Genomic DNA, 21,242 nt, shown 5'->3' on the forward strand with positions numbered 1-21,242 from the left:
ATTTTGAACAGGCACGAATTATCTATGTCGAAGAAAAGCGCAAAAAACTCCGGTCTGGTTTACTCCACAGAGTTTGGTCGGATGTGTCCGGATTGCGGCAAACCCGCGGACGCCTGCGTTTGCGGTCAAGCCGCCGCCCCCCAGGGCGATGGCGTGGTGCGGGTCAGCCGCGAAACCGCCGGTAGGAAAGGCAAGGGCGTTACCGTAGTGAAAGGCGTTCTGCTGGCGGGCGAAGAGCTAAAGAATCTGGCCAAGCATTTGAAACAGAAATGCGGCGTTGGCGGCACGGTCAAAGACGGAGTGATTGAAATTCAAGGCGATCATCGCGATCTGATCGTGGAAGAGCTGAAAAAGAAAGGGTTTACCGCCAAGAAAGCAGGAGGCTGACGGGCCCAAGGCATGGCTGCGTACGACTATCCAGGCAGACAAATAGCTTCCTTCTATTTTGTCTGCAACCACAGAGCCTGCACAGGTCAGGCCCTGTCTCCCGCGGCTAACCACCGCGCAGGCGCATCCATGCGCCAGATTATTAACATGCCAATGTCATGGCTATGTTCATAATCACACCTTGATCGCATTTTGCGATTACGTCTATAATTTGTTCATTATCGACACTCAAGTTGTTGGAGCCCGCCATGCCCCAGTCCGTCCGAATTGACGACCTTCTCATTGACAGCGCCAGACGTGAAGCCAAAGGCGCGCAACGCTCCGTTCAGGGCCAGATTGAACATTGGGCCAAGATTGGCCAGATGGTGGAGCGTTCCGGTGTTTTATCCTATGAACGCATCCGAAGCTTTCTGTCCGGCGAGATGCCGATAGACAACCTGAACAACGACGAGCGGCTGATGGCGTCCCGCACGCTGTTCGATCAGTTCATCGACGACGATTTCAGCTCGGTGACGGACGAACTGAAAGCACGCGATGACAGTTATTATGGCAGCGAGGACGGCGAATCAATCAAACGTTATGAGCCCTGACTGACCCAAAAGTCATTCATCATACGGAAACACAACAGTAAGGACGGAGAGTGAGACGTAAACCGGTTTTATGGGTCCTCGTCGGCGGCAACGGCGCAGGCAAAAGCACTTTTTACAAGCACAAACTCGCACACCTGGACATTCCTTTCGTCAACGCGGATGAAATCGCCAAAGGTTACGCCCAGACTATTGATGACGAAGTCACGTTACGGGCGGCGCAAGAAGCGCAAGCACTGCGCGAACAACTCCTGCGCGAGCGGCGCTCCTTCTGCATGGAAACCGTATTTTCCCACCCATCCAAAGTCGATCTTTTGCTGTCAGCCAAGCGCCATGGCTATGAAATCACGCTGGTTTACATTCATTTGCAGTTGGAAGACCTGCACGTCAACAGAGTCTCCCAACGGGTGCGCGCAGGCGGTCACGACGTTCCTGAAGAACGCCTGCGCCGCCGGCTGCCAAGGCTACGGGAAAACGTCAGCGCCGCCCTCAATTTCGTCGACTTCGCGTATTTCTTCGATAACACCAGCGCAGAAACGCCTTATCAGTTTATCGTCAAATTGGAGCATGGCCGTCCGGTCCAGTGGGGAGACACCACGCCAGACTGGGCGCTGCGCATGATTGCGGATTAGCGCCAGCGCTCCGACGTCACTCTATGTCTTGCAAAGGCGCATCCGGTTTAGCATAGCTCAGCCGCGCCAGACGCTGGCTGCGGTGATAACTGTCGAGACCGGACAGCGCCACCGTTTCCGCTTTTTCGATATCCACAAAGCCATCCTGCATCAGACACTCTGACGGCAATTGCACCTGCAGGATTTCGCCAATCACCAGTTCGGTTCCATTGATACTGAGATAGTGGTGCTCCCTCAACGCCATCCCCAGGGAAATTTTGCTTTCTTTCACATAAGGCGCAGCGAAATCATTCCGCCATTCCTCAGTCAGCCCGACGGCGGCGAATTCCGAAACCTCTTTGGGGTAGCGAGCGGAAGTCTGGTGAGAAGGCCGATAAATGCCTGCATGCACCTGATTCAGCGTGTAATGCCCTGTTGCAAGGATGTTTTCCAAAGTATGCCGTTCTACAGAGTGGGGTCGAATGATCATGGCCACCAAAGGCGGATGCGCCCCAATATGCGTACAGGAACTGACGATAGAGAGGTTGGTGCGCCCCTCCTGATCCACACTCCCCACAAGATTGGCGCTCTTAAACCCGGACAGGGAGTTGATAAAGGCCACCCGATACAAGTGCGGCATCGATTCGATATCTTCACGGTTGATCAGCATACGACTCCCATTCTGCGAATAATGACGGCGAACCAGACACTATACGCGCATTTTTCGCTTCAGGTTCATTTCAACCCACTGTCGCAGGAGTCTTCTGGCTTACCTACTCTCATAGACATCAGGACATCTAGCGCCACTATCATCGGGTGTTATTGAATAATGAAATAATAGTAACTATTATCATTTACATTATTAGTATTATTCACCAATAGGAACCGATCCCATGATGCGCCCTTGCAAACTCGCCGCAGCTCTCGCTGTTCCGCTGTTTATGTCCGCCTGCGCCGGGCAGCAGACTTCAAGCGCCAGCCAAGTTGTTGAACCGAAACAAGTTGTCGATCACTTCGCTAACATGGCTCACGCCATGTATGAAGATTCTCTGCTGGCGGCGACGCAGTTGAACAAGTCCATCGACGCATTCTTGGCCAATCCCACCCAGGCCAACCTGGATGCAGCCAAAGCCGCCTACGCTCAGGCGCGGGTTCCTTATCAGCAAAGCGAGGTTCTACGTTTTGACGTGGAGAACGGCCATGTAACGGAAGGTCTGGACGCGGACGGCGGTCTCGCCAGCATCGACGCATGGGAAGGTCAGGTCAACGCATGGCCGCTGGATGAAGCTCTGATCGATTACGTCTCCGGCTCCTACGAAGGCGAATACAACTCACCCAAGAACATCATCAACACCACAGGCGTTTTTACCGTAGGCGGCCAGAGCGTTGACATCACCACCATCACCCCTGAGCTGATCGCCGGAATGAATGAAATCGGCGGCGCAGAAGCCAACGTCACCAGCGGCGTGCATGCGATTGAATTCCTGCTGTGGGGGCAGGATCTTAACGGTACTGGACCTGGCGCCGGCGCACGTCCCGTCAGCGACTACTACACCCAGTCCAGCCAGGGCGCCTGCACCAGCGGCGATAAAAAATCCGACTACAAAATCTGTCAGCGTCGCGCGCAATACCTGAAAGCCGCAGCAGACCTGCTGGTCAGCGATTTACAGGCAATGGAGGCGGAGTGGACGCCCGCCGCCGGCGCACAAAAAGGCACTCTGCGTAACGATTTCCTGACCCGCGGCGACGGCCTTCAGCGCATTCTGGACTCCATGGGCGATCTGGCTATCGGAGAACTGGCCAGCGAACGCATGAAAGTCGCTATTTTGTTCGGCAGCACTGAAGACGAACACGACTGCTTCAGCGACCTGACCCATGTCGCCATCTACAACAATGCGATGGGCGTCGTGGACGCGTACCGCGGCAGCTACACTCGCCTTGACGGCAGCGTCGTCAGCGGACCCAGTCTGGCGGATCTGGTGGCCTATCAAAACCCTGCGCTCAAACAGCAAATGGATGAGCACATGAACTTGATCGAGAGCCGCATGCGCGCCATCGTCGACAAAGCGGAAGCGAAATCCGGCGGCAAGAAGTTCGACCAGTTGGTCGGCGGCAGCGCGGAAGACAAAAAACTGGTGCTGGACGCCGCTGCGGCGCTGGTCAGCCTGGAAGAACCCCTGAGCGAAGGCGTGTCCAAAGTGCTGGCTCTGAGCCTGCAGGAATTCGACGCCGGCACCTGCCCGACTGAGAACGTGGGCGACTGCGAATCCTGATATAAATCACGGCGGTCGGACGAAAATCGGATAAAATCCTTGGCCGATCGCCGTAATCATCTGAATAATTAGCTGTGATGAAATAATGAAAAAAACGGGACCCACCCCCTTTTACCTACATCCATTATCCAAACTCCCCGGGAAGCGCCAAGGCGCTTTTTTTGCGTTTATACAGGGCGCTTTTTTGATCGCTGCGCCCTCTTACGCCGCAGCGGTGGATTATGATCTCGCCACCCAGAAGCAATCCGGCGGAGATACGACCGTACAGGCGACGCACTCTGGCGCTTTCAGCTTGAATTCCGCAAATATGAGCTCCCGCCGCAAAGGCGACTTCCTGATCGGCAACGATTTTTTTGAAGACCCCTGGGTCATCGCGCCGGCGACCACGGATCTGCGCGACGGTTTAGGGCCTCTGTTCAATGTCAGCGCCTGTCAAAGCTGTCACTTCAATGATGGTCGCGGCCATGCTCCAGCCGACGCGACGGATGACGCCGACAGTCTGCTGATCCGTTTGAGCAGGCCTGCGCGTAACACTGAAGAGCAAGCGTTATTGAGCAGACCCGACGTAGCCAATCTGGGCGACCCAGTCTACGGCGGCCAATTGCAGGACCGCGCCATTCCCGGCGTGTCGCCGGAGGCCCGAATTGAAGTCAGCTACAACGAAGAGACCGTAAGCTTCGCTGACGGCTTCAAGGTCAGCCTGCGGCGGCCGCAGTGGCGTCTGCGCAATTGGGCCTATGGCGATCCTGCGGATGACCTGACCATGTCTTTACGTGTGGCGCCGCCGGTAATCGGCCTTGGCCTGCTGGAAGCCATTCCCCAGGCGGATATCGAAGCCCTGGCGGACCCACAGGACAGCAACCATGACGGCGTATCCGGACGCCCTAACCGGGTTTGGGACGTAGAGCAAAAGACGCCAACGCTTGGCCGCTTCGGTTGGAAAGCCGGACAGCCCACCGTCAGGCAGCAGACGGCTGGCGCCTTCAACGGCGATATGGGCCTTACTTCCTCCCTGTTTACCGCAGACCATTGCACGGACGCCCAAAGCGCGTGCAAAAAGGCGCCCAACGGCGCGGATGAAAACGGCATTGAAATTCGCGACGACATCCTCGACTTTGTCGCCTTTTACAGCCGCAATCTGGCGGTTCCCGCACGTCGCAATATCGAGGACAGCGTCGTGCAAAAAGGTCATCGTCTGTTCCAAGAGGCCGGCTGCAGCGCCTGCCACAATGAGTCTTTCGTCACCGCAAAACTGGACAAAGACCAAATCGAACAATCCGAGCAGATTATTTTTCCCTACACCGACATGCTGCTCCACGATATGGGCCCTGATCTGGCGGACCTGAAACTGAACGGTTCCCCCGCGCCAGCGCATGAAGTAGTGGAGCACGACGCCACCGCAACAGAATGGCGCACGTCGCCCCTTTGGGGCATAGGGTTGAGCCAGGTTGTCAATCCGCAGGCGACTTATCTGCATGACGGACGTGCGCGCACCTTGCTGGAAGCGGTACTTTGGCACGGCGGCGAGGCGCAGCAATCACGGGATAAAGTGCTGACGTTTAAGGCGGATGAACGTGACGCGCTGGTGAAGTTTTTGGAATCTCTGTAGAGGAGCCCGCTTTTGAATTCTAAATCGACAAGTCTGCTCAGACTGTTCAGCGCTGGCGTCCTGGCGGCGTCCGCGCTGTCGCTGTCCACGGGCGCGGCGGGAGAAAGCGCTGAGAGGGAATACCTGCAGATTCTACAGCAGGCCAGAAGCAACATGATCGTTCCCGCTCATGAGCAACTCAGCGCCAAAGTCCAAACCCTCAAGGCCAAAACGTCCACTCTGTGCGAGGCGCCGAACGCGCAGTCTCTTGAACAAGCGCAGCAGGCTTGGCGCGACGCCATGCAAACCTGGATGAGCGTATCGCTCATCCAGTTCGGCCCATTACAGGAGCAAGACCGCCGCCTGCGTATGCAAAGCTGGCCAATCCGGGAAAAACTGCTGGAGCGCGCCGTTGAGGCGCTGGCTGCGAGATCGGACTCGCTGCAGGACGCAATCAGCAACGGCAGTATCGCTATCCAGGGATTGCCCGCTGTCGAGTACCTGCTCTTCGGTAAAGACGCCCTCAGTAAATTGCAGGCCGCCGATCACGGCGCACGCCGCTGTCAGGCTCTGACGGCGATTGCCGACCACAGCGTTGGGCTGGCGACGGAGCTGGAAAAGGATTGGAAAGGCGGCTTCGGCGACAACTTCGAGAATCCCTTTGAAGCAGATGGCGATCTTAGCGTGCCTCAGGAAGGCGTTGATGAGTACCTGAACGGGCTCATGACCGGCATCCAGCAAATCACCGCCAACAAAGTGGCGACGCCCATGGGGCTGGAAGGCCGCTCCGCCAAGCTGAAAGCGCTCGAGTCCTTCCATAGTCGCAATTCCATCGTCAATATCCGCCACAATCTCAGCGCACTGAGACGCTTCTATATGGGGGGCGATGGTTACGGCTTCGACGACTTCCTGCTCTCCAGTGAAAGCGGCGCCCTGCATAAAAAAATCACCGGGCTGCTGGACGATGTCGATGCGCAACTGGCGCAAATCGATTTCGCCCTGGAAGACGCTGTGAATGACGCGGAAAAAACCGCCAAGGTTAAAAAGCTGCATGAAACCTTGCGCCAACTGCAGGCGACCGTAGAAAAAGAACTGTTTCCCGCTATCGGCGTCACCCGTGACTTCAACAGCGAGGACGGGGACTGATATGCGCACCAAACCCAATCACCACACCCAACTTACCTTAACCCGCCGGCAACTGGCTCGCGGACTGGCGCTTGGAGGACTGGCTCTGGCCGTCCCTGGCTGGGCGTTCGCCGCCAAGCAAACGACAAGCGGCGCCGCCGCAGGGGCGCTGTTCTCATCCGTGAATCGCGCTGACGGCGACTCCCACCTGATATTGTGGAGTCTACAAGGCGACATACTGATGGAGCGCACCCTGCCTGGACGCGGGCATGGTGTAGCGCGTCACCCGTCTGGCGAAGAGTTTGTCCTGGTCGGCCGCCGCCCCGCCCGCTTCGCGGCCGTGGTTCGCCGCCAGACCGATGGCGACCTCAGCTATGAAGAAATCGCCAGCGCAGATGGCAGACACTTCTTCGGCCACGGCTGTTATTCCCTCGATGGCCGCTATCTGTACACCACGGAAAACGATTACGCCAGCGGTCGCGGCGTCATTGGCGTTCGCGATGCTCAGAGCGGTTACCGTCAGGTGGGCGAATGGTCCAGTGGCGGCATTGGGCCGCATGAACTGCGTTTATCTGCGGGCGGCAAAGCGCTGGTGGTGGCCAACGGAGGCATCCTGACTCACCCGGATAATCCACGGGAAAAACTGAATCCTGACGCCATGGAGCCCTCACTGGCTTATATCGACATCGCCAGCGGAGCGCTATTGGAGCGCTGGGAGCTGGAGGATAAAAAGCTCAGCATTCGCCATCTGGATGTAGCCGATGACGGCACAGTCTGCTTCGGCTGTCAGTACGAAGGTCCTCCCACAGATACGCCGCCGTTGGTCTATACGCACAAATCCGGTTCGCCAATTCAGGCCGCATCGGCTGAATACAGCCTGTGGCGCAGCCTGAAGAACTACACCGGCAGCGTGGTGATCAATTCACACCTGCGCGTGGCGGGCGTCACCTCTCCCAGAGGGGACTCCATCACCTTATGGAGCCTGGACACGCAGAAGTGCGTTGGAAAGATCAGCCTGACGGACGTCTGCGGGCTCTCGTTGACGCCTGATGGCAAAAAATTTCTGGCCAGCAGCGGCGAAGGAGCAGTGATCCGCGTCGACCCGACGACGATGAAAGTTGAACAGCATTGGTCTGTCGCCGGCACGCGCTGGGATAACCACATGACGTTGGCGGGCTAACCCGGCAAGCGCTCAGCGCCTTACTTCTGTCAGGGTCAGTATGGCCCTGACGGGCTGCTAAAAGGAGTTCACCTCCCTTCTCTCTCGACGTCACCCTGTGACAGGGCTATTATTTGGGTCCGCTGTCTCCCCGGAAGGATTGTTATGCCGCAAACCATCGCTTTGATCGACACTCTCAAACGCACCCTCAAAGCCCAAGGGAAAACCTACGCCGACGTCGCCACCGCTTTGGAGTTATCCGAAGCCAGCGTTAAGCGCTTGTTCTCCGAACGCAGCTTCTCGCTGCAGCGGCTGGACCGGGTTTGCGAGTTTCTCGGTATTGAAATCTCCGATCTGGTGCGCAGTATGGAAAACAGTTCTGGAGAAATCACGGAGCTGACGGAAGAGCAGGAAAAGGATCTCGCTGGCGATATCAACTTGTTGCTCACGGCTCAACTGTTACTGAACAAATGGACCTTCAAGGAAATCATCAGCACCTATCAAATCGAGGAGTTGGAAGGCGTACGGCTACTGGCCAAGCTCGACCGTATGAAGCTGATTGAATTATTGCCGGGAAACCGGGTGAAATTGAAAATCTCCCGACATTTCTCCTGGCGTCCTCATGGCCCCATACAACAATTCTTTGAGCAACAGGTGCAAAACGAATTTCTGCAATCTCGTTTCAATAAGAATGGAGAAAGCCGCCTTTTTCTGAGCGGAATGCTCTCAAGACGTTCGAATGCGGAAATTCAGCGTCGCATGCAACGCCTGGCGGCGGAGTTTCACGCCTTGGTGGCGGAGGATGAAGCCATCCCTTTGAATGATAAATTTGGCACCGCCTTCGTCATGGCGATCCGGCCTTGGGAGCCGCAGTCTTTCACTCGACTGCGCCGCGAGCCTTCTACCAAAAAGTTCTAGGCGCCGCCCCTTCAAAGCACAGCAGGGACCAACTTTTCAGCCGGTCCCTGCCAATCATTCATGGGCAACCATCCCTGCACACCTAAACCAGGAGGTTACAGGCGCCTCGCAGGCGTTAGTCGTTGCTTCCAAATTTCTCCCATTTAATATCCCGCGCTGACGCGTCATCGTCCATCATGGTGCGATCGCTGCGCATGGTTTTACTATCTTTCATCACACCGGGACCCGCTGCAGTGGGTTCACCGTATTCAAGATAAAAATCTGTCACCAGCTGTTCCAGATTTTTGTGCTCAACATTTTCCGCTTTTTGATTTGCAATACCCAAATCACCCGCGAACGATAGGGAGCTGGACAACGCTAACGCTATACCAGCAACTAGCCCTACTGAATGTTTAGTACACATACGTCACCTCCTCAGTTTTTGGGAGTTTTATTGTTCCTGCTGCGCCAAAAATTACGGTCTCTTTTTCAGTTTGGACCATAAATTCCGCTTGTTGGCGCCCACAAACTGGTTAATTTTTGTTCACAAAAAAGCGGCGGCCTGCGTACGTATTTGTAACAATGTGTGGCATAGCCGATGCATAGACGCGCAGGCCAAATACCGTTCAATTTGTGACCTGCCAAGCATTTCCCGCCCGTAGCATTGGAAGAAAATAGAACACTTTGTAACCTTATCTTTGTATCCGCCCGGTAAAAGCCTGTATCTGGGCTGTAACCTGGGCCGGATAAAAAAGCCCCTGGCAAAATAACGATAAGATAGGGATACCTCTCATGAAAAAACTCGCATACGCTGCCGTCATTGCGGCGGTCGCGTCTTCGGTCTGCGCCAACGAGATTGAAGACTTCCGCAATAGCTGGACTTACCGCGCGCTAACCCATCAACGCACCCTGGACCTGGGAGAACCACTGGGCCGCGCCAACTTTCCTTATACGCATAACAGTTATAACTCCTCCGCCTACGCCAACCTGGGCAGCTACTGGGACCCCAACCACATTTACAGTCTGGTGGACCAGCTGGATATGGGCATCCGCGCTCTGGAGCTGGACGTTCATTACACCTACGGCGACCTGAAACTATGCCATGGAACCAACGATCACACGGGATGCTCCGCTTTCGACCGCCGTTTCGAGGACGGCCTGAAAGAAGTCGCCACCTGGCTGCGACAGGACGGCAATCGCGGTGAAGTATTGATCATCTATCTCGAAGAACATGTGGACGGCCGCTACGATGACGCCGTGGCTGCGCTAAACCGGCAGATGGGGGATTTGATATACAAGCCGGGTAATTGCGCCACGCTGCCCATGAACATCAGCAAAGCGGACATTCTCAACAGCGGCAGGCAGGTGCTGCTGATCGGCGGCGACTGCGGTTCGGACGCATGGGCGCAGACAGTCTACAATTACGGCTTTCCTACTGATAATGACCATTTCCATCCCTATCCGGAATGTCGCACGGACAAATACGATGTGAATTTCGTCCAGAATAATCTGGTTCGCATCTTTGAGGACAGCACCCGCCTGTCCGACGTATTCGGCGATCCACCGCAGCCGATCACTCCTGAGCTGATGGCGCAGGCCGCGCGTTGCAGCCTGGGCATCGTCGGCCTGGATCAGCTGAAAGCTTTTGACGAGCGCATGACCGCCGCAATATGGAGTTGGGACCAGAATGAGCCCAACAACGCCAATAACAACGAGCATTGCGCCGAGCAATGGGGCAACGGCCGCTTTAATGACGCCGCCTGCAGCAACGTGCGTCCTTTCGCCTGCTACAGCAGAACCAACGACGCCTGGGCGGTCACGCAGAGCAGCGCAATCTGGGAACAAGGGGAGTTTTTCTGCCAACAGGAGTTCGGTAGTGATTACCGCTTCGCCACCCCGAAAAACGGCTATCAGAACCAAATGCTGCAGAACGCCAAGGCCGGACTGGGCTACGCCAATGTGTGGCTGAACTATTCTGATTTGGCGCAAGAAGGAATTTGGGCGCCTGGCGATCAGCCTGCCGTCACCCTGCCGGGAGATGATGGGGCCGTGGTTTGGCGCAAGCTGCGCAATGACAAAGGCAAATGCCTGGACCTCGAGGGTCGCGAGACCCATAACGGCGTGGAGATCCATCAATGGTCCTGTCACGGCGCCGATAGTCAGTTATGGTGGCGGGATCAATACGGCATGATCCACGCCAAATCGGCCCCGGACAAATGCATTGACGTATCTGGAGCCGGTACGGAGAAAGGAACCCGCATTGTTCTGTGGAATTGTCATGGCGGATCCAATCAGGTTTGGCTGCAAGGACCCAGCAACAGCTTCCGCATCTCCAATGCGACAAACATGGCGCTGGACATCAAAGACCCGTTCTGGGGCGATGGCCAGCGTGCGCATTTGTGGGAGTATCACGGCGGTAAGTCACAGCGCTGGAGCTGGGACTGACCTCAGGCCTCCTCCAGATCCCGCTCAGGGGCGTAACGCCGGGCATTGATCCCGGTGGCGTCCCTGACGTCGATATTGATCACCAGTACCCCCACCTCCGCGTAAGGCTGATAGGCCACACAAGCGCCGTCGGGCGCAATTAACGTGGTGGCGGATCCCTGATAGTCCATGGCGTAGTTGACGCTGGCGAAAAAAACCGTATTTTCGATGGCGCGACATTGCATTGCACGCTCGTAGAACGGGTTTTCCAACTTTCCCCATTGCGTCAGCTTTACTCCTTTGAAATGACTGCCTGCAAAATGGGGGTGAAAGACGATCTTGGCGCCGCGACTGGCCGCCCATCGCACCGTTTCCGGACAACGCCACCCCTCATGACTGATCACAATGCCGAACTTCACGCCATCCGCATCGAACAGCTGGCGGCGGGCCCCCGGGATGAAGTAAGCCTCTTCCCCCTGCTCAAGGTGATTCTTCGTCTGCCGTCCCAACAGCACGCCGCGACGATCTACGACAAAGGCGACGTTACGACGCCCTTCTGGGGTTGGCCACTCCATGGGAAGTATGATGTTAGTAGAGGTTTTACGCGCCAGATCGCAAACTCGATCCAGCGCTGACTGCATTTTCCTTGGCGAGCAGTTTTCAACTTTGAAGTCCATGCCTCGAATTCCCGGCACATAGGCTTCTGGAAAACATATCAGATCCACCTTCGACAGGGTCGCCTCCGTGACCAGGCGGTCGACCCACTGCAACGCGTTATCGACAGACTTCGGGATCGGCGGAGATGCCAATGCAATTTTCATATATCAATCCTTTTGTATGCGTACGTCCTTTTTTATAAACCCGTCGACGCGCATCCACGCACGTCACGAGCTGTGTACAGCTTGGCGGTGTAAATCAACTGCGAAGGTTACTGCAACGGCTTTAAAACCACATTAAAAACACCGACCTGAATCCCTTTCCGATCGAGCGAGAAGTCCAACCAGCGACAGCGGTCTGGATCACGGTCAACAGCATCCGTTAACGACTGTGCGCCGCCCTGATCCTCTCGCCAATAACTTTGCGTCGTCAGCGTGCGATATCCCGGCGCACTGAACTTCCAATGGATATGCCTGCGGCGTCCCCCATAGGTTCCCGGAATGATACTGTGGAACGCATAGCCGCCCATGGCGTCGGTATAACCCACGCCACGCAGGTTCACGGCATCCATAGAATACTCACTGACGTCGCCATCGCCCGCGGGGTGGTAGCGGCCATCGCCATCGGCGTGCCAGATCTCGACGCGCGCTTCCGGCAAAGGAAGATCGCCCAGAAGGCCTCCAAGCACTTTTCCTTCCACCTTCATCAAGCGACCAGGAAGATTGCGGTAATTGATATAAGCGGTTTCTCTCGCGTTACGCACGTAAAAAGGGCCTTCCGGCGCCGCCTGCGTGACGCCGCAGGAACCGCTATAAAGATCATCCGCGCGCGCTCCACGCCAGGGCCACAAGGACGCTCCCAGCAAAAGCTTGAGAAAGACGCGTCTGTACAGCACAGTCCCGGCGTTCATGAGACGTCCTCCATGGCCGTGGGTGAAAGGCAGGTTGGATAAAGGTCGCCTTATCCGCTCAACCAGCAGTTAATCCAAGTATAGTTCGCGTCGACGCGCAAATGTGAAAGGAGAGTTAAAACAAATCGCCGTCAGGCGGCGGCTTCGTGGTTCTTGGAGGCGGCGACGCGATTGCGGCCGCCCTTGATGGCCCGATACAAGGCGTGGGTGGCCCGTTTGATGGTGTCATGAAGGTCTTCATTGCGGATGAGCTGGGCGCAGCCGATACTGACGCTGTAGCGTACGTCGTAGCTGGTGGGTTTGCATTGCTCAAACAGTTGCCGGATGCGCTCAGCGACCACTACCGCGCCGTTGAGGTCTGTGGAAGGCAGTCCAATCACGAACTTTTCGCCGCCGTACCGTCCCAGAATATCCACCTCGCGAATCACGTTCTTGATGGTTTCCGCCAGGAATATTAACGCTTCATCCCCCGCTTCCGGCCCGAAATTATCGTTGATCCAGATAAAGTGGTCGCCGTCCAACACCAGAAAACTGAACTCCTCCTTGTAGCGGCGACAATGCTTCACCATCTGGGTGCAGCGCTCCTCCGCGAATCGCCAGTTCAACACTTTGGTGACCGGGTCATACATAATCAGCTCTTTCACCCGTTCTGCAAAAATACGGGTTTTCCAGATGTAATAACCAAGCACGACGAGGCTAATCAGTAACAACAATACCGGGATAGTGCGTAGAATCGCCGTCAATGTGAAGATGGACGCGGGACTGCGACGAGCCAGCCAGAGTTGGCCGCCCGGCAAGGGAGTGACATAGACCACATCGCCATCGAGTGTGCGGTGTTGCGGCTCGACTGTGAATATATCCGGCGGCAACCCCTGTGGCTGAGAAGGAGAGACCAGTGTCTGCGCATCTGGGGCGGGATTCAGTCCCAGCCATTCAACTTCCGCTGAGCGTCGATGATACCAATACGCCAGTATGGTCAGAATCGTCAACGCCAGGACGACGCCTCCCACTGCGAGCTTGTTGAGTTGCCTCTTGTTATTGCTATCTGTTTGCACCCACCGTTTCTCAACTGCTAAATGGCTCAGATTTAAAGAGAATTCTGATGAAAGTATAGCCGAAATGCGAGCTGCGCCAATGCTTCGCTGTAACAGAGCAGTGCGTGAAGGGAAGGGCCGGAAAACTCCGGCCCTGATTACAGTGGCTAAGCGGCGTTTAACATTTGCATGAAAAATCGATCCATGGTCTCCAGATCAAGTTTCTCCACAGGTTCAAAATGCACTGTCTCCAGCGCCTCAAACTGAGTGTCCACAAAGCGGTCTAACACTGTGACAGGTTTGATGACTTGCTTTTCATTCCCCATCGCTTTCCGTTCCAGCAATGCGTCGACTTCCGACACGATCGGGCCGCCGCCCAGCATACGCGCCTTCAATTCATAAAAGCGCACCGGCGGGGGTGTCCGATGCTCCGCCACCCACATCGCCGCCAGCAACGTCCGCAGCATATAGGCATAGCGCTTGGCGTTGACCTCGCCCGCCGCCAGCCTCTCACGCTCCTTACGCGCCATGGAGAAGTAGTGATGAAACAACGTAACGGGACGCGTGGAAAGCGACGCCAGATACTTCATTTGCGCGAGAAATACTACGTCCCGGCTATACACAATTGGCGAGTTAAGCCATTCCTGCAGCGTCGCTGAACCGCTGCGTAGTAACGTCAGGGCCTTGCTGATATCCCAACCGTTGACGTCCAACTCATCGACTATCGGAAGTTCAATCACATCCCGACGTTTACCTAACGATAAATAGTGGGACAGTGAGCGCTGATAGATAAATCTAACGTCATAATCACTATCCCGGGAGGCGAATCCCCAGGCCCTGCTGCCTGATTCGCACGCGTAAAGCACCTTTACATCGTGCTCCCACTCGATCCGCTCCAGAGTTTCCTGTATCCGCTTTTCCATTGTCGCCACTCCTATTGTTACTTCTAATATGGTGGACACGGTGGGATTCGAACCCACAATAACCAAAACTTCAGGCATTACTCCGAAGCGGTATCGACCTGTAACGCGCGCCAGTCGCGAACCCCGCAACGAGCCCGGACCTGCATCCTCAAATTTCGTCAATACGCCAAATGGTCTCGGTATTACCCTTCACCGGCTGCCTTAATCGTTTGCCGGCGGCTCGCCTTTTCGCCTTCGCGCCCTTTCTTATCGCCATTCACAGAACAAAGATCGCGCCAATATTTTTTAGAGCGACGAAAAATTTTTTATGTTTATGTTTTAAAAGTATTTATCTGAATTTCATTACAGGCGAAACATGTAAGAGATCAATCCCAAAGTGAGAATATTTTATCAAAGAGAATAGCTAGTTATCTTTTTTGATCAGACCATTTATTGCACGATTCGGTGACCTAAACGCCAAATTCTCCATGCACAACTATGGGAATTACTTATGCAGATTTATATACGGTTGTTATTTAATGGCGCAGCCTGCGCGTCCAGCGAGCCGCGCAGCGAAGTCAAAGCAGAGACAACAAGGACAATAAATGCGTGTAATTATCCTGGGCAGCGGCGTCATCGGCGTTTCCACCGCATATCATCTGGCTCAGCAGGGTCATGAAGTAACTGTTGTCGACCGTCAAACCGGTCCTGCGCTGGAAACCAGTTACGGCAACGCCGGCGAGATATCCCCCGGCTGCTCTGCGCCCTGGGCGACTCCAGGAATTGCGTTAAAGGCGATCAAGTGGCTGTGCATGAAACACCGTCCACTGGTGGTTCGTCCCAGCCTGAACCCCGACCTTTGGCGCTGGACAGCGCAATTCCTGTCTAACGCAAACTCTCACCGCTACCATCAGAATAAATCACGCATGTTGCGACTGGCCGAATACAGTCGTGACGTACTCAAACAGCTGCGCGCCGACACCGGCGTCAGTTACGACGAACGCAGTCGCGGCACCATTCAATTATTCCGCAAGCAACAGCAGGTTGACGCCGCTTTGGCGGACACCCGGATTCTGGAATCCTTTGGCGTTCCTTATGAGTTGCTGGATCGCGACGGCTGCATCAAATATGAACCGGGGCTCGCCTCCGTCAGAAATAAAATCAGCGGCGGACTGCGTCTGCCCGGGGACGAGACCGGAGACTGCTTCAAGTTCACGCAAGCTTTGGCCGCATTGGCGGTCGAAAAGAGCGTCGTTTTTAAACAAGGCGTCCTCATTCAGGGGCTGGAAAAAAAAGGCGACGCCATTACATGCGTTCACACGGATCAAGGCCCGCTGCAGGCGGACGCCTATATCGTCGCGCTCGGCAGCTACACCCCCCTGCTATTGAAGCCTTTGGGGCTTAGAGCGCCGATCATTCCGGTAAAAGGCTACTCCATTACCCTGCCAGTGAAGAACCCAGACCGGGCGCCGGAATCGACGTTATTGGATGAGACCTACAAAGTGGCCGTCACCCGCCTGGGCGACCGCATCCGGGTTGGCGGAACAGCGGAGTTGGCGGGTTACGATCTGCGCCTGCATCAAACCAGAAAGAACACATTGGAGTTTGTGGCGGACGACCTGTTCGGAACCGGTTACGCCAATGGCGAAGCTGAATTCTGGACAGGACTGCGCCCCATGACTCCGGACGGCACCCCCATCGTTGGGGCGACCCCCATCAACAAACTTTATGTCGCCAGCGGCCACGGCACTTTAGGCTGGACCATGGCGGCGGGAACGGGACGCGTCATGGCGGATATCGTATCTGGACGCCAACCTGAGATTGACACTGAGGGACTGGGAATAGACCGCTACTGATAACCACTGCTATTTGAGGGACCGTCGCTGGCGGATGGAACTCCGCTTCGCCGCCGTTCTCAATGAGGACGGCGAACCATTGGACGCACGCTTGATCCATATCCTGTGTCTGGCGCGCGCCGGGAGCTGTGACCCGGCGCTACGCCGCGTCTTTCAAAAAACGTATGGGAAGCAGCGCAGCGCCCTCCACAGCGCCGCCTGACAAATAAAGAGAGGAGAAAATCCCTTGGAAACTATTCATAACCTGGTATCCGACCTGAATGATTTCGTATGGGGCCCCCCCATGCTCATTCTTATTCTGGGCGTAGGGCTGTTTTTGCAATGCCGTTTGAAGTTCATGCCCTTATTTACGCTCAAACTGGGCCTGCAACTGGTATGGAGAGGTCGCAAGCCTGATACTCGGGACCCTGGGGAGATCAGTCCTTTCGCCGCACTGATGACAGCACTGGCTGCGACAGTGGGCACCGGAAACATCGCTGGCGTCGCCACGGCGCTGGCTCTCGGCGGTCCAGGCGCTCTGTTCTGGATGTGGGCCACCGCTCTGGTGGGCATGGCGACCAAATATGCAGAAGTTGTGCTGGCGGTGCGTTTCCGTGAAAAAGACGAAAACGGCGAATACGTTGGCGGCCCCATGTACGCCATCAAAAACGGCCTGGGCCCCAAATGGGCCTGGCTGGGCGGCGCCTTCGCCTTGTTCGGCGGTCTGGCGGGGTTCGGCGCCGGCAACATGGTGCAATCCAACAGCATCGCGGAAGTAATGAACACCTCCTTCGGCATCCCCGCCGCCGCCTCCGGCGTCGTAATGACCGTACTGATCGGCTTCGTATTGCTCGGCGGCATCAAGCGTATTGGCGCAGTGGCGCAGGCGCTGGTTCCCACCATGTGTATCTCCTATATTCTCTGCGCCTTCTATATTCTGTTCACCTTCTCTGACCGCATCCCCCACGCCTTCGACCTGATCTTCACCCACGCCTTCTCTCCCACCGCCGCCACCGGCGGATTCGCCGGCGCCGCGGTTATGATGGCGATTCGCTACGGCGTCGCCCGAGGCATTTTCTCCAACGAAGCCGGCCTTGGCACCGCAGGCATCGCGCAAGCGGCGGGAAAAACATCCGACCCGGTAACATCCGGTCTTATCGGCATGATGGGTACTTTTATCGATACCATTATTGTCTGCACGCTGACCGGTCTGGCGCTGATCACCAGCGGCGTCTGGGAAAGCGGCGTGTCCGGCGCTGCGCTGACCGCCAGCGCGTTCGCGGCGGCGATGCCGGGGTTCGGTGAGTACCTGCTGGCGATCCAGTTGATCGTTTTCGCCTTCACCACCATTCTTGGCTGGGCCTACTACGGCGAGAAATGCTGGGAGTACTTGATGGGCTCCGCCGCGATTATTCCTTACCGCCTGTTGAGCACCCTGTGCGTCATGATTGGCGCGCTGGCGCAGCTGGAATTCGTCTGGTTGGTCGGCGACGTCTTTAACGCTTTCATGGCCATCCCCAACCTGCTGTCGCTACTGCTGTTGTCGCCTATTCTGGTCAAATTGACCAATGAGCACTTCGCCACCGTTAAACTGGCGGCGGTCAGATCTTAACGATCACTATAAACCCCTGTGGCCGCCTTTGTGCGGCCTTTTTTTATACTTTGACCCAACCTGGATAGAGTTGACCCGTTCCAGCCCTCTTCCCCCTTAAGCCCTACAAACATACACTCCAGCTATCAGGTTGCCTTCCTTTCAGCCTTCGGAGAATATGATCGCTATCCGTATCCATTTATCGAAAAAGATCATATGAAAAACGTAGTCATCGGCCTGCTGGGCACCACCATGGATAAACGCGGCAAGGGGCCCGCTCGCTGGGACGTGTGGCGCCCGACCGTCGGCATCTTCATGCAACAGGACCTGCTGATTGATCGCATAGAGCTGCTGCATGACGCCAGAGACTCCCGTCTGGCCAATAATGTGGGCGCAGATATCGAAACCGTTTCGCCAGACACGGAAGTGAGCCTGCGACAAATCAGTTTCAGCGATCCCTGGGACTTCGAACAGGTTTACAGCACGCTGCTGGATTTCGCCGAAAACTATCCTTTCAAGCCAGATGAAGAGCGTTATCTACTGCATATCACCACCGGCACCCATGTTGCGCAGATTTGCTGGTTCCTGTTGTGTGAAGCGAATTACATTCCTGCGCAGATTTTGCAGACCTCTCCAGACCGGGGCGAGCGCGTCGCCGCAGGAAAATATCATCTGATCGATCTCGACCTCTCCAAATACGACGCCATCAGCTCGCGCTTCAAGCGCCAGCAGTTGGAAGGAACGGAGTTTCTCAAGTCAGGCATCGCCACCCGCAACGCCCGCTTCAACGCCATGATCCAGCAGATCGAACGGGTGGCGATTCGCTCTCAGGCGCCGATTCTGATCACCGGCCCTACTGGAGCAGGCAAATCCCAGCTCGCCGGCAAGATTTTTGAGCTGAAGAAAATCCGCGGCTCCGTCAAAGGCGAATTTGTGTCGGTCAACTGCGCCACGCTACGTGGGGACAGCGCCATGTCTGCCCTGTTCGGTCATAACAAGGGCGCATTCACCGGCGCGCAAACCGCCCGCAAGGGCCTGCTCGCCAAAGCCGATCAGGGACTGCTGTTCCTGGATGAAATCGGCGAGCTAGGCCTGGATGAGCAGGCGATGTTGCTGCACGCCATTGAGGAGAAGCGCTTCTATCCCGTCGGGTCGGACAACCCAGCGCACAGCGACTTCCAGCTTATTGCCGGCACCAATCGCGACTTGCAAAAGCAAGTCGACAACGGCAGCTTTCGGGAGGACCTGCTGGCCCGTATCAATTTGTGGAGCTATGAATTGCCTGGGCTGAAAGACCGTCGCGAAGACATAGAACCCAACCTGGACTACGAGCTACAAAAAGCCGAGCAGCAGTTAGGTCATAAAGTCAGCTTCAATAAAGCCGCACGAGCGAGATTTCTACAGTTCGCCCAACAGCCGGATTCCTTATGGCAGGGTAATTTCCGCGACCTGAACGCTTGCGTACAGCGTATGGCCACACTCTCTGAAGGCGGCCGCATCAACGAAACGCTGGTGGATGAAGAGTGCGACCGTCTACGGCGATTCTGGCGACGCAGCAGCGCCCAGGAGTCTCTGCCGTCATTGGAAGACTACCTGTCCCCTGAACAGGTGGCGGAAATTGACGCCTTCGACCAATATCAGTTACGCAGTGTGATTGCGCTCTGTCGTGACAGCCGCTCTTTGTCTGAGGCGGGGCGCCAGCTCTTCAACCGTTCAAGATTGCGTAAAAGCTCCAGTAACGACTCTCATCGTCTACGGCAGTATCTGAGTAAGTTCGATCTGGAATTCGATAATCTAAAAACATAAATTTCTATCTAAATAGATATATCTCTTCAACGACATATTTCGACAATATTCTATATATTCTTATTTTTCATACATTTAAGTATATGAGAAAAGTTGGCCCAGCTTTTGTAATAGTAATGGTATCGAGATGAACCTGCTGCAAGGCGATTCATCCAAATACAGTTGCTCCGGGACAAGCGAGTCCCACCAAAAAGGTTTGAGAATGATGCAAAGCACAAAACCCAAAATGCCATATGAAGTTACTAACGTAGAAAAAGGCGTTCCGATCAAAAGCTGGACCAACGGCGTTCCATTCGAGCCAGAAGCGCGCAAGCAATTGAAAAACATTGCGTCCCTGCCGTTCATTCATAAATGGGTTGCGGCGATGCCGGACGTACATCTGGGTAAGGGCGCGACTATCGGCTCTGTTATTCCTACTTCCGGCGCCATTATTCCCGCTGCAGTGGGAGTGGATATCGGCTGCGGCATGATGGCGGTGAAAACCGACGTGCATGCAACGCAGTTGCCGGACTCCCTGGGGCCGCTGCGTAGCGCGATAGAAGCGGCGATACCTCATGGTCGTCAACCAGGACGACGTGATCGGGGTTCCTGGCATGATATCCCGGAAGATGTCGGCGCCCGTTGGAATCACGAGTTGGCGGATCGTTTCAAAATCCTGTGTGAAAAGCACCCGGTTTTGAAAAACACCAACAACGTGAACCACCTGGGAACCCTGGGAACCGGTAACCACTTCATCGAAGTGTGTCTGGATGAGAACAACGACGTATGGATTATGCTGCATTCCGGTTCCCGCGGCGTTGGGAATCGTATCGGCGAGCATTTCATCAAGCTGGCGAAGAAGGAAATGGAGCGCTTCTTCGTAAACCTGCCGGATAAAGATCTGGCGTATCTGGCGGAAGGAACCGATTACTTCAACGACTATGTGCATGCCGTTGGCTGGGCGCAGGATTTCGCGCGCATTAACCGTCAGGCGATGATGCAACGGGCGCTGAACGCCCTGGCGGTTACGTTGAACAAGCCGGTAATCGCCGAGCTGGAAGCGGTGAACTGTCACCATAACTATGTGCAGAAGGAAAACCACTACGGAAAAAACGTGTGGTTAACCCGTAAAGGCGCAGTAAGCGCACAGGAAGGTCAGCTGGGAATTATCCCAGGCAGCATGGGAGCCCGCTCCTACATCGTGCGCGGAAAAGGCAACGCGGAAAGCTTCTGTAGCTGTAGCCACGGCGCAGGAAGAGTGATGTCCCGCACCGAGGCGAAAAAGCGCGTATCCGTAGAGGAGCACGCTCGCGCCACGGCGCATGTGGAATGCCGAAAAGATGCGGCGGTAGTGGACGAAACGCCTTCCGCTTACAAAGACATCGACGCCGTGATGGCGGCGCAGTCCGACCTGGTTGAAGTCGTGCATACGCTGAGACAGGTTGTGTGCGTAAAAGGTTGAAGATAGGCGGCGTCA

Annotated in this window: 19 protein-coding genes; 13 read left to right on the forward strand and 6 right to left on the reverse strand. The window is 55.6% G+C overall.

Annotated features, from left to right (window positions below; translation table 11 throughout):
- Positions 1–24 precede the first annotated feature (24 nt).
- The 3 genes from O5O45_RS24475 (at position 25) to O5O45_RS24485 (ending at position 1,606) form a co-directional block, all read left to right on the forward strand.
- Complete coding sequence (locus O5O45_RS24475) at positions 25–387, forward strand: translation initiation factor Sui1 (RefSeq protein WP_305901934.1); 363 nt, start codon at positions 25–27, stop codon at positions 385–387.
- Positions 388–635: 248 nt separating this feature from the next.
- Positions 636–977 carry a ParD-like family protein gene (locus O5O45_RS24480; protein ID WP_305901935.1) on the forward strand — a complete coding sequence of 114 codons (342 nt, stop codon included), beginning with the start codon at positions 636–638 and terminating at the stop codon, positions 975–977.
- A 50-nt stretch (positions 978–1,027) separates the two neighbouring features.
- Positions 1,028–1,606, forward strand: a complete 579-nt coding sequence (locus tag O5O45_RS24485) for an AAA family ATPase (protein ID WP_305901936.1) — start codon at positions 1,028–1,030, stop codon at positions 1,604–1,606.
- A gap of 16 nt (positions 1,607–1,622) precedes the next feature.
- On the opposite strand, the gene O5O45_RS24490 is transcribed toward O5O45_RS24485, so the two are convergent.
- Positions 1,623–2,255 carry a flavin reductase family protein gene (locus O5O45_RS24490; protein ID WP_305901937.1) on the reverse strand — a complete coding sequence of 211 codons (633 nt, stop codon included), beginning with the start codon at positions 2,253–2,255 and terminating at the stop codon, positions 1,623–1,625.
- Positions 2,256–2,478: 223 nt separating this feature from the next.
- On the opposite strand from O5O45_RS24490, the gene O5O45_RS24495 reads away from it, so the two are divergent.
- The 5 genes from O5O45_RS24495 (at position 2,479) to O5O45_RS24515 (ending at position 8,648) form a co-directional block, all read left to right on the forward strand.
- Positions 2,479–3,858: an imelysin family protein gene (locus O5O45_RS24495; RefSeq protein WP_305901938.1), complete on the forward strand. Its 1,380-nt coding sequence runs from the start codon at positions 2,479–2,481 to the stop codon at positions 3,856–3,858.
- 184 nt (positions 3,859–4,042) lie between these two features.
- Entirely contained in the window at positions 4,043–5,467 is a 1,425-nt protein-coding gene (locus tag O5O45_RS24500) for a di-heme oxidoreductase family protein (protein WP_305901939.1), read from the forward strand.
- A 12-nt stretch (positions 5,468–5,479) separates the two neighbouring features.
- On the forward strand, positions 5,480–6,592 hold the full coding sequence (locus O5O45_RS24505) for an imelysin family protein (protein WP_305901940.1): 1,113 nt from the start codon (positions 5,480–5,482) through the stop codon (positions 6,590–6,592).
- 1 nt (position 6,593) lies between these two features.
- Positions 6,594–7,751, forward strand: a complete 1,158-nt coding sequence (locus O5O45_RS24510) for a DUF1513 domain-containing protein (protein WP_305901941.1) — start codon at positions 6,594–6,596, stop codon at positions 7,749–7,751.
- A gap of 144 nt (positions 7,752–7,895) precedes the next feature.
- Positions 7,896–8,648, forward strand: a complete 753-nt coding sequence (locus tag O5O45_RS24515; RefSeq protein WP_305901942.1) for a helix-turn-helix domain-containing protein — start codon at positions 7,896–7,898, stop codon at positions 8,646–8,648.
- A 115-nt stretch (positions 8,649–8,763) separates the two neighbouring features.
- Here the strand turns inward: O5O45_RS24515 and O5O45_RS24520 are convergent, their stop codons facing one another.
- A complete protein-coding gene (locus tag O5O45_RS24520; RefSeq protein ID WP_305901943.1) occupies positions 8,764–9,051 on the reverse strand; it encodes a hypothetical protein in 288 nt (95 codons plus the stop codon).
- A 368-nt stretch (positions 9,052–9,419) separates the two neighbouring features.
- Here O5O45_RS24520 and O5O45_RS24525 point away from each other — a divergent pair, with 368 nt between their 5' ends.
- Positions 9,420–11,072: a ricin-type beta-trefoil lectin domain protein gene (locus tag O5O45_RS24525; RefSeq protein WP_305901944.1), complete on the forward strand. Its 1,653-nt coding sequence runs from the start codon at positions 9,420–9,422 to the stop codon at positions 11,070–11,072.
- 2 nt (positions 11,073–11,074) lie between these two features.
- Here O5O45_RS24525 and O5O45_RS24530 read toward each other — a convergent pair whose 3' ends face one another.
- The 4 genes from O5O45_RS24530 to O5O45_RS24545 all read right to left on the reverse strand — a co-directional run bounded on the left by O5O45_RS24530 (position 11,075) and on the right by O5O45_RS24545 (position 14,575).
- Positions 11,075–11,872 (reverse strand): carbon-nitrogen hydrolase family protein, encoded by a 798-nt coding sequence (locus tag O5O45_RS24530; RefSeq protein ID WP_305901945.1) that lies wholly within the window; start codon positions 11,870–11,872, stop codon positions 11,075–11,077.
- A gap of 107 nt (positions 11,873–11,979) precedes the next feature.
- Positions 11,980–12,618 (reverse strand): dioxygenase family protein, encoded by a 639-nt coding sequence (locus tag O5O45_RS24535; protein WP_305901946.1) that lies wholly within the window; start codon positions 12,616–12,618, stop codon positions 11,980–11,982.
- Positions 12,619–12,749: 131 nt separating this feature from the next.
- The gene (locus O5O45_RS24540; protein WP_305901947.1) at positions 12,750–13,673 is read right to left on the reverse strand and encodes a GGDEF domain-containing protein; all 924 of its coding nucleotides are present in this window, start codon (positions 13,671–13,673) and stop codon (positions 12,750–12,752) included.
- 146 nt (positions 13,674–13,819) lie between these two features.
- Positions 13,820–14,575 carry a nucleotidyltransferase domain-containing protein gene (locus O5O45_RS24545; protein WP_305901948.1) on the reverse strand — a complete coding sequence of 252 codons (756 nt, stop codon included), beginning with the start codon at positions 14,573–14,575 and terminating at the stop codon, positions 13,820–13,822.
- 584 nt (positions 14,576–15,159) lie between these two features.
- Between O5O45_RS24545 and O5O45_RS24550 the strand changes: the two genes are divergently transcribed.
- The 4 genes from O5O45_RS24550 (at position 15,160) to O5O45_RS24565 (ending at position 21,227) form a co-directional block, all read left to right on the forward strand.
- Complete coding sequence (locus tag O5O45_RS24550) at positions 15,160–16,410, forward strand: D-amino acid dehydrogenase (protein WP_305901949.1); 1,251 nt, start codon at positions 15,160–15,162, stop codon at positions 16,408–16,410.
- Between the two features lie 226 nt (positions 16,411–16,636).
- Positions 16,637–18,001, forward strand: coding sequence for an alanine/glycine:cation symporter family protein (locus tag O5O45_RS24555; RefSeq protein ID WP_305901950.1), 1,365 nt, complete (start codon positions 16,637–16,639; stop codon positions 17,999–18,001).
- Between the two features lie 195 nt (positions 18,002–18,196).
- Positions 18,197–19,786 carry an RNA repair transcriptional activator RtcR gene (gene rtcR / locus O5O45_RS24560; protein WP_305901951.1) on the forward strand — a complete coding sequence of 530 codons (1,590 nt, stop codon included), beginning with the start codon at positions 18,197–18,199 and terminating at the stop codon, positions 19,784–19,786.
- 202 nt (positions 19,787–19,988) lie between these two features.
- Positions 19,989–21,227 (forward strand): RtcB family protein, encoded by a 1,239-nt coding sequence (locus O5O45_RS24565; RefSeq protein WP_305901952.1) that lies wholly within the window; start codon positions 19,989–19,991, stop codon positions 21,225–21,227.
- The last annotated feature ends 15 nt before the right edge of the window (positions 21,228–21,242 follow it).

Source organism: Hahella sp. HNIBRBA332, assembly GCF_030719035.1.
In the GTDB taxonomy this organism is placed as follows: Bacteria; Pseudomonadota; Gammaproteobacteria; order Pseudomonadales; family Oleiphilaceae; genus Hahella.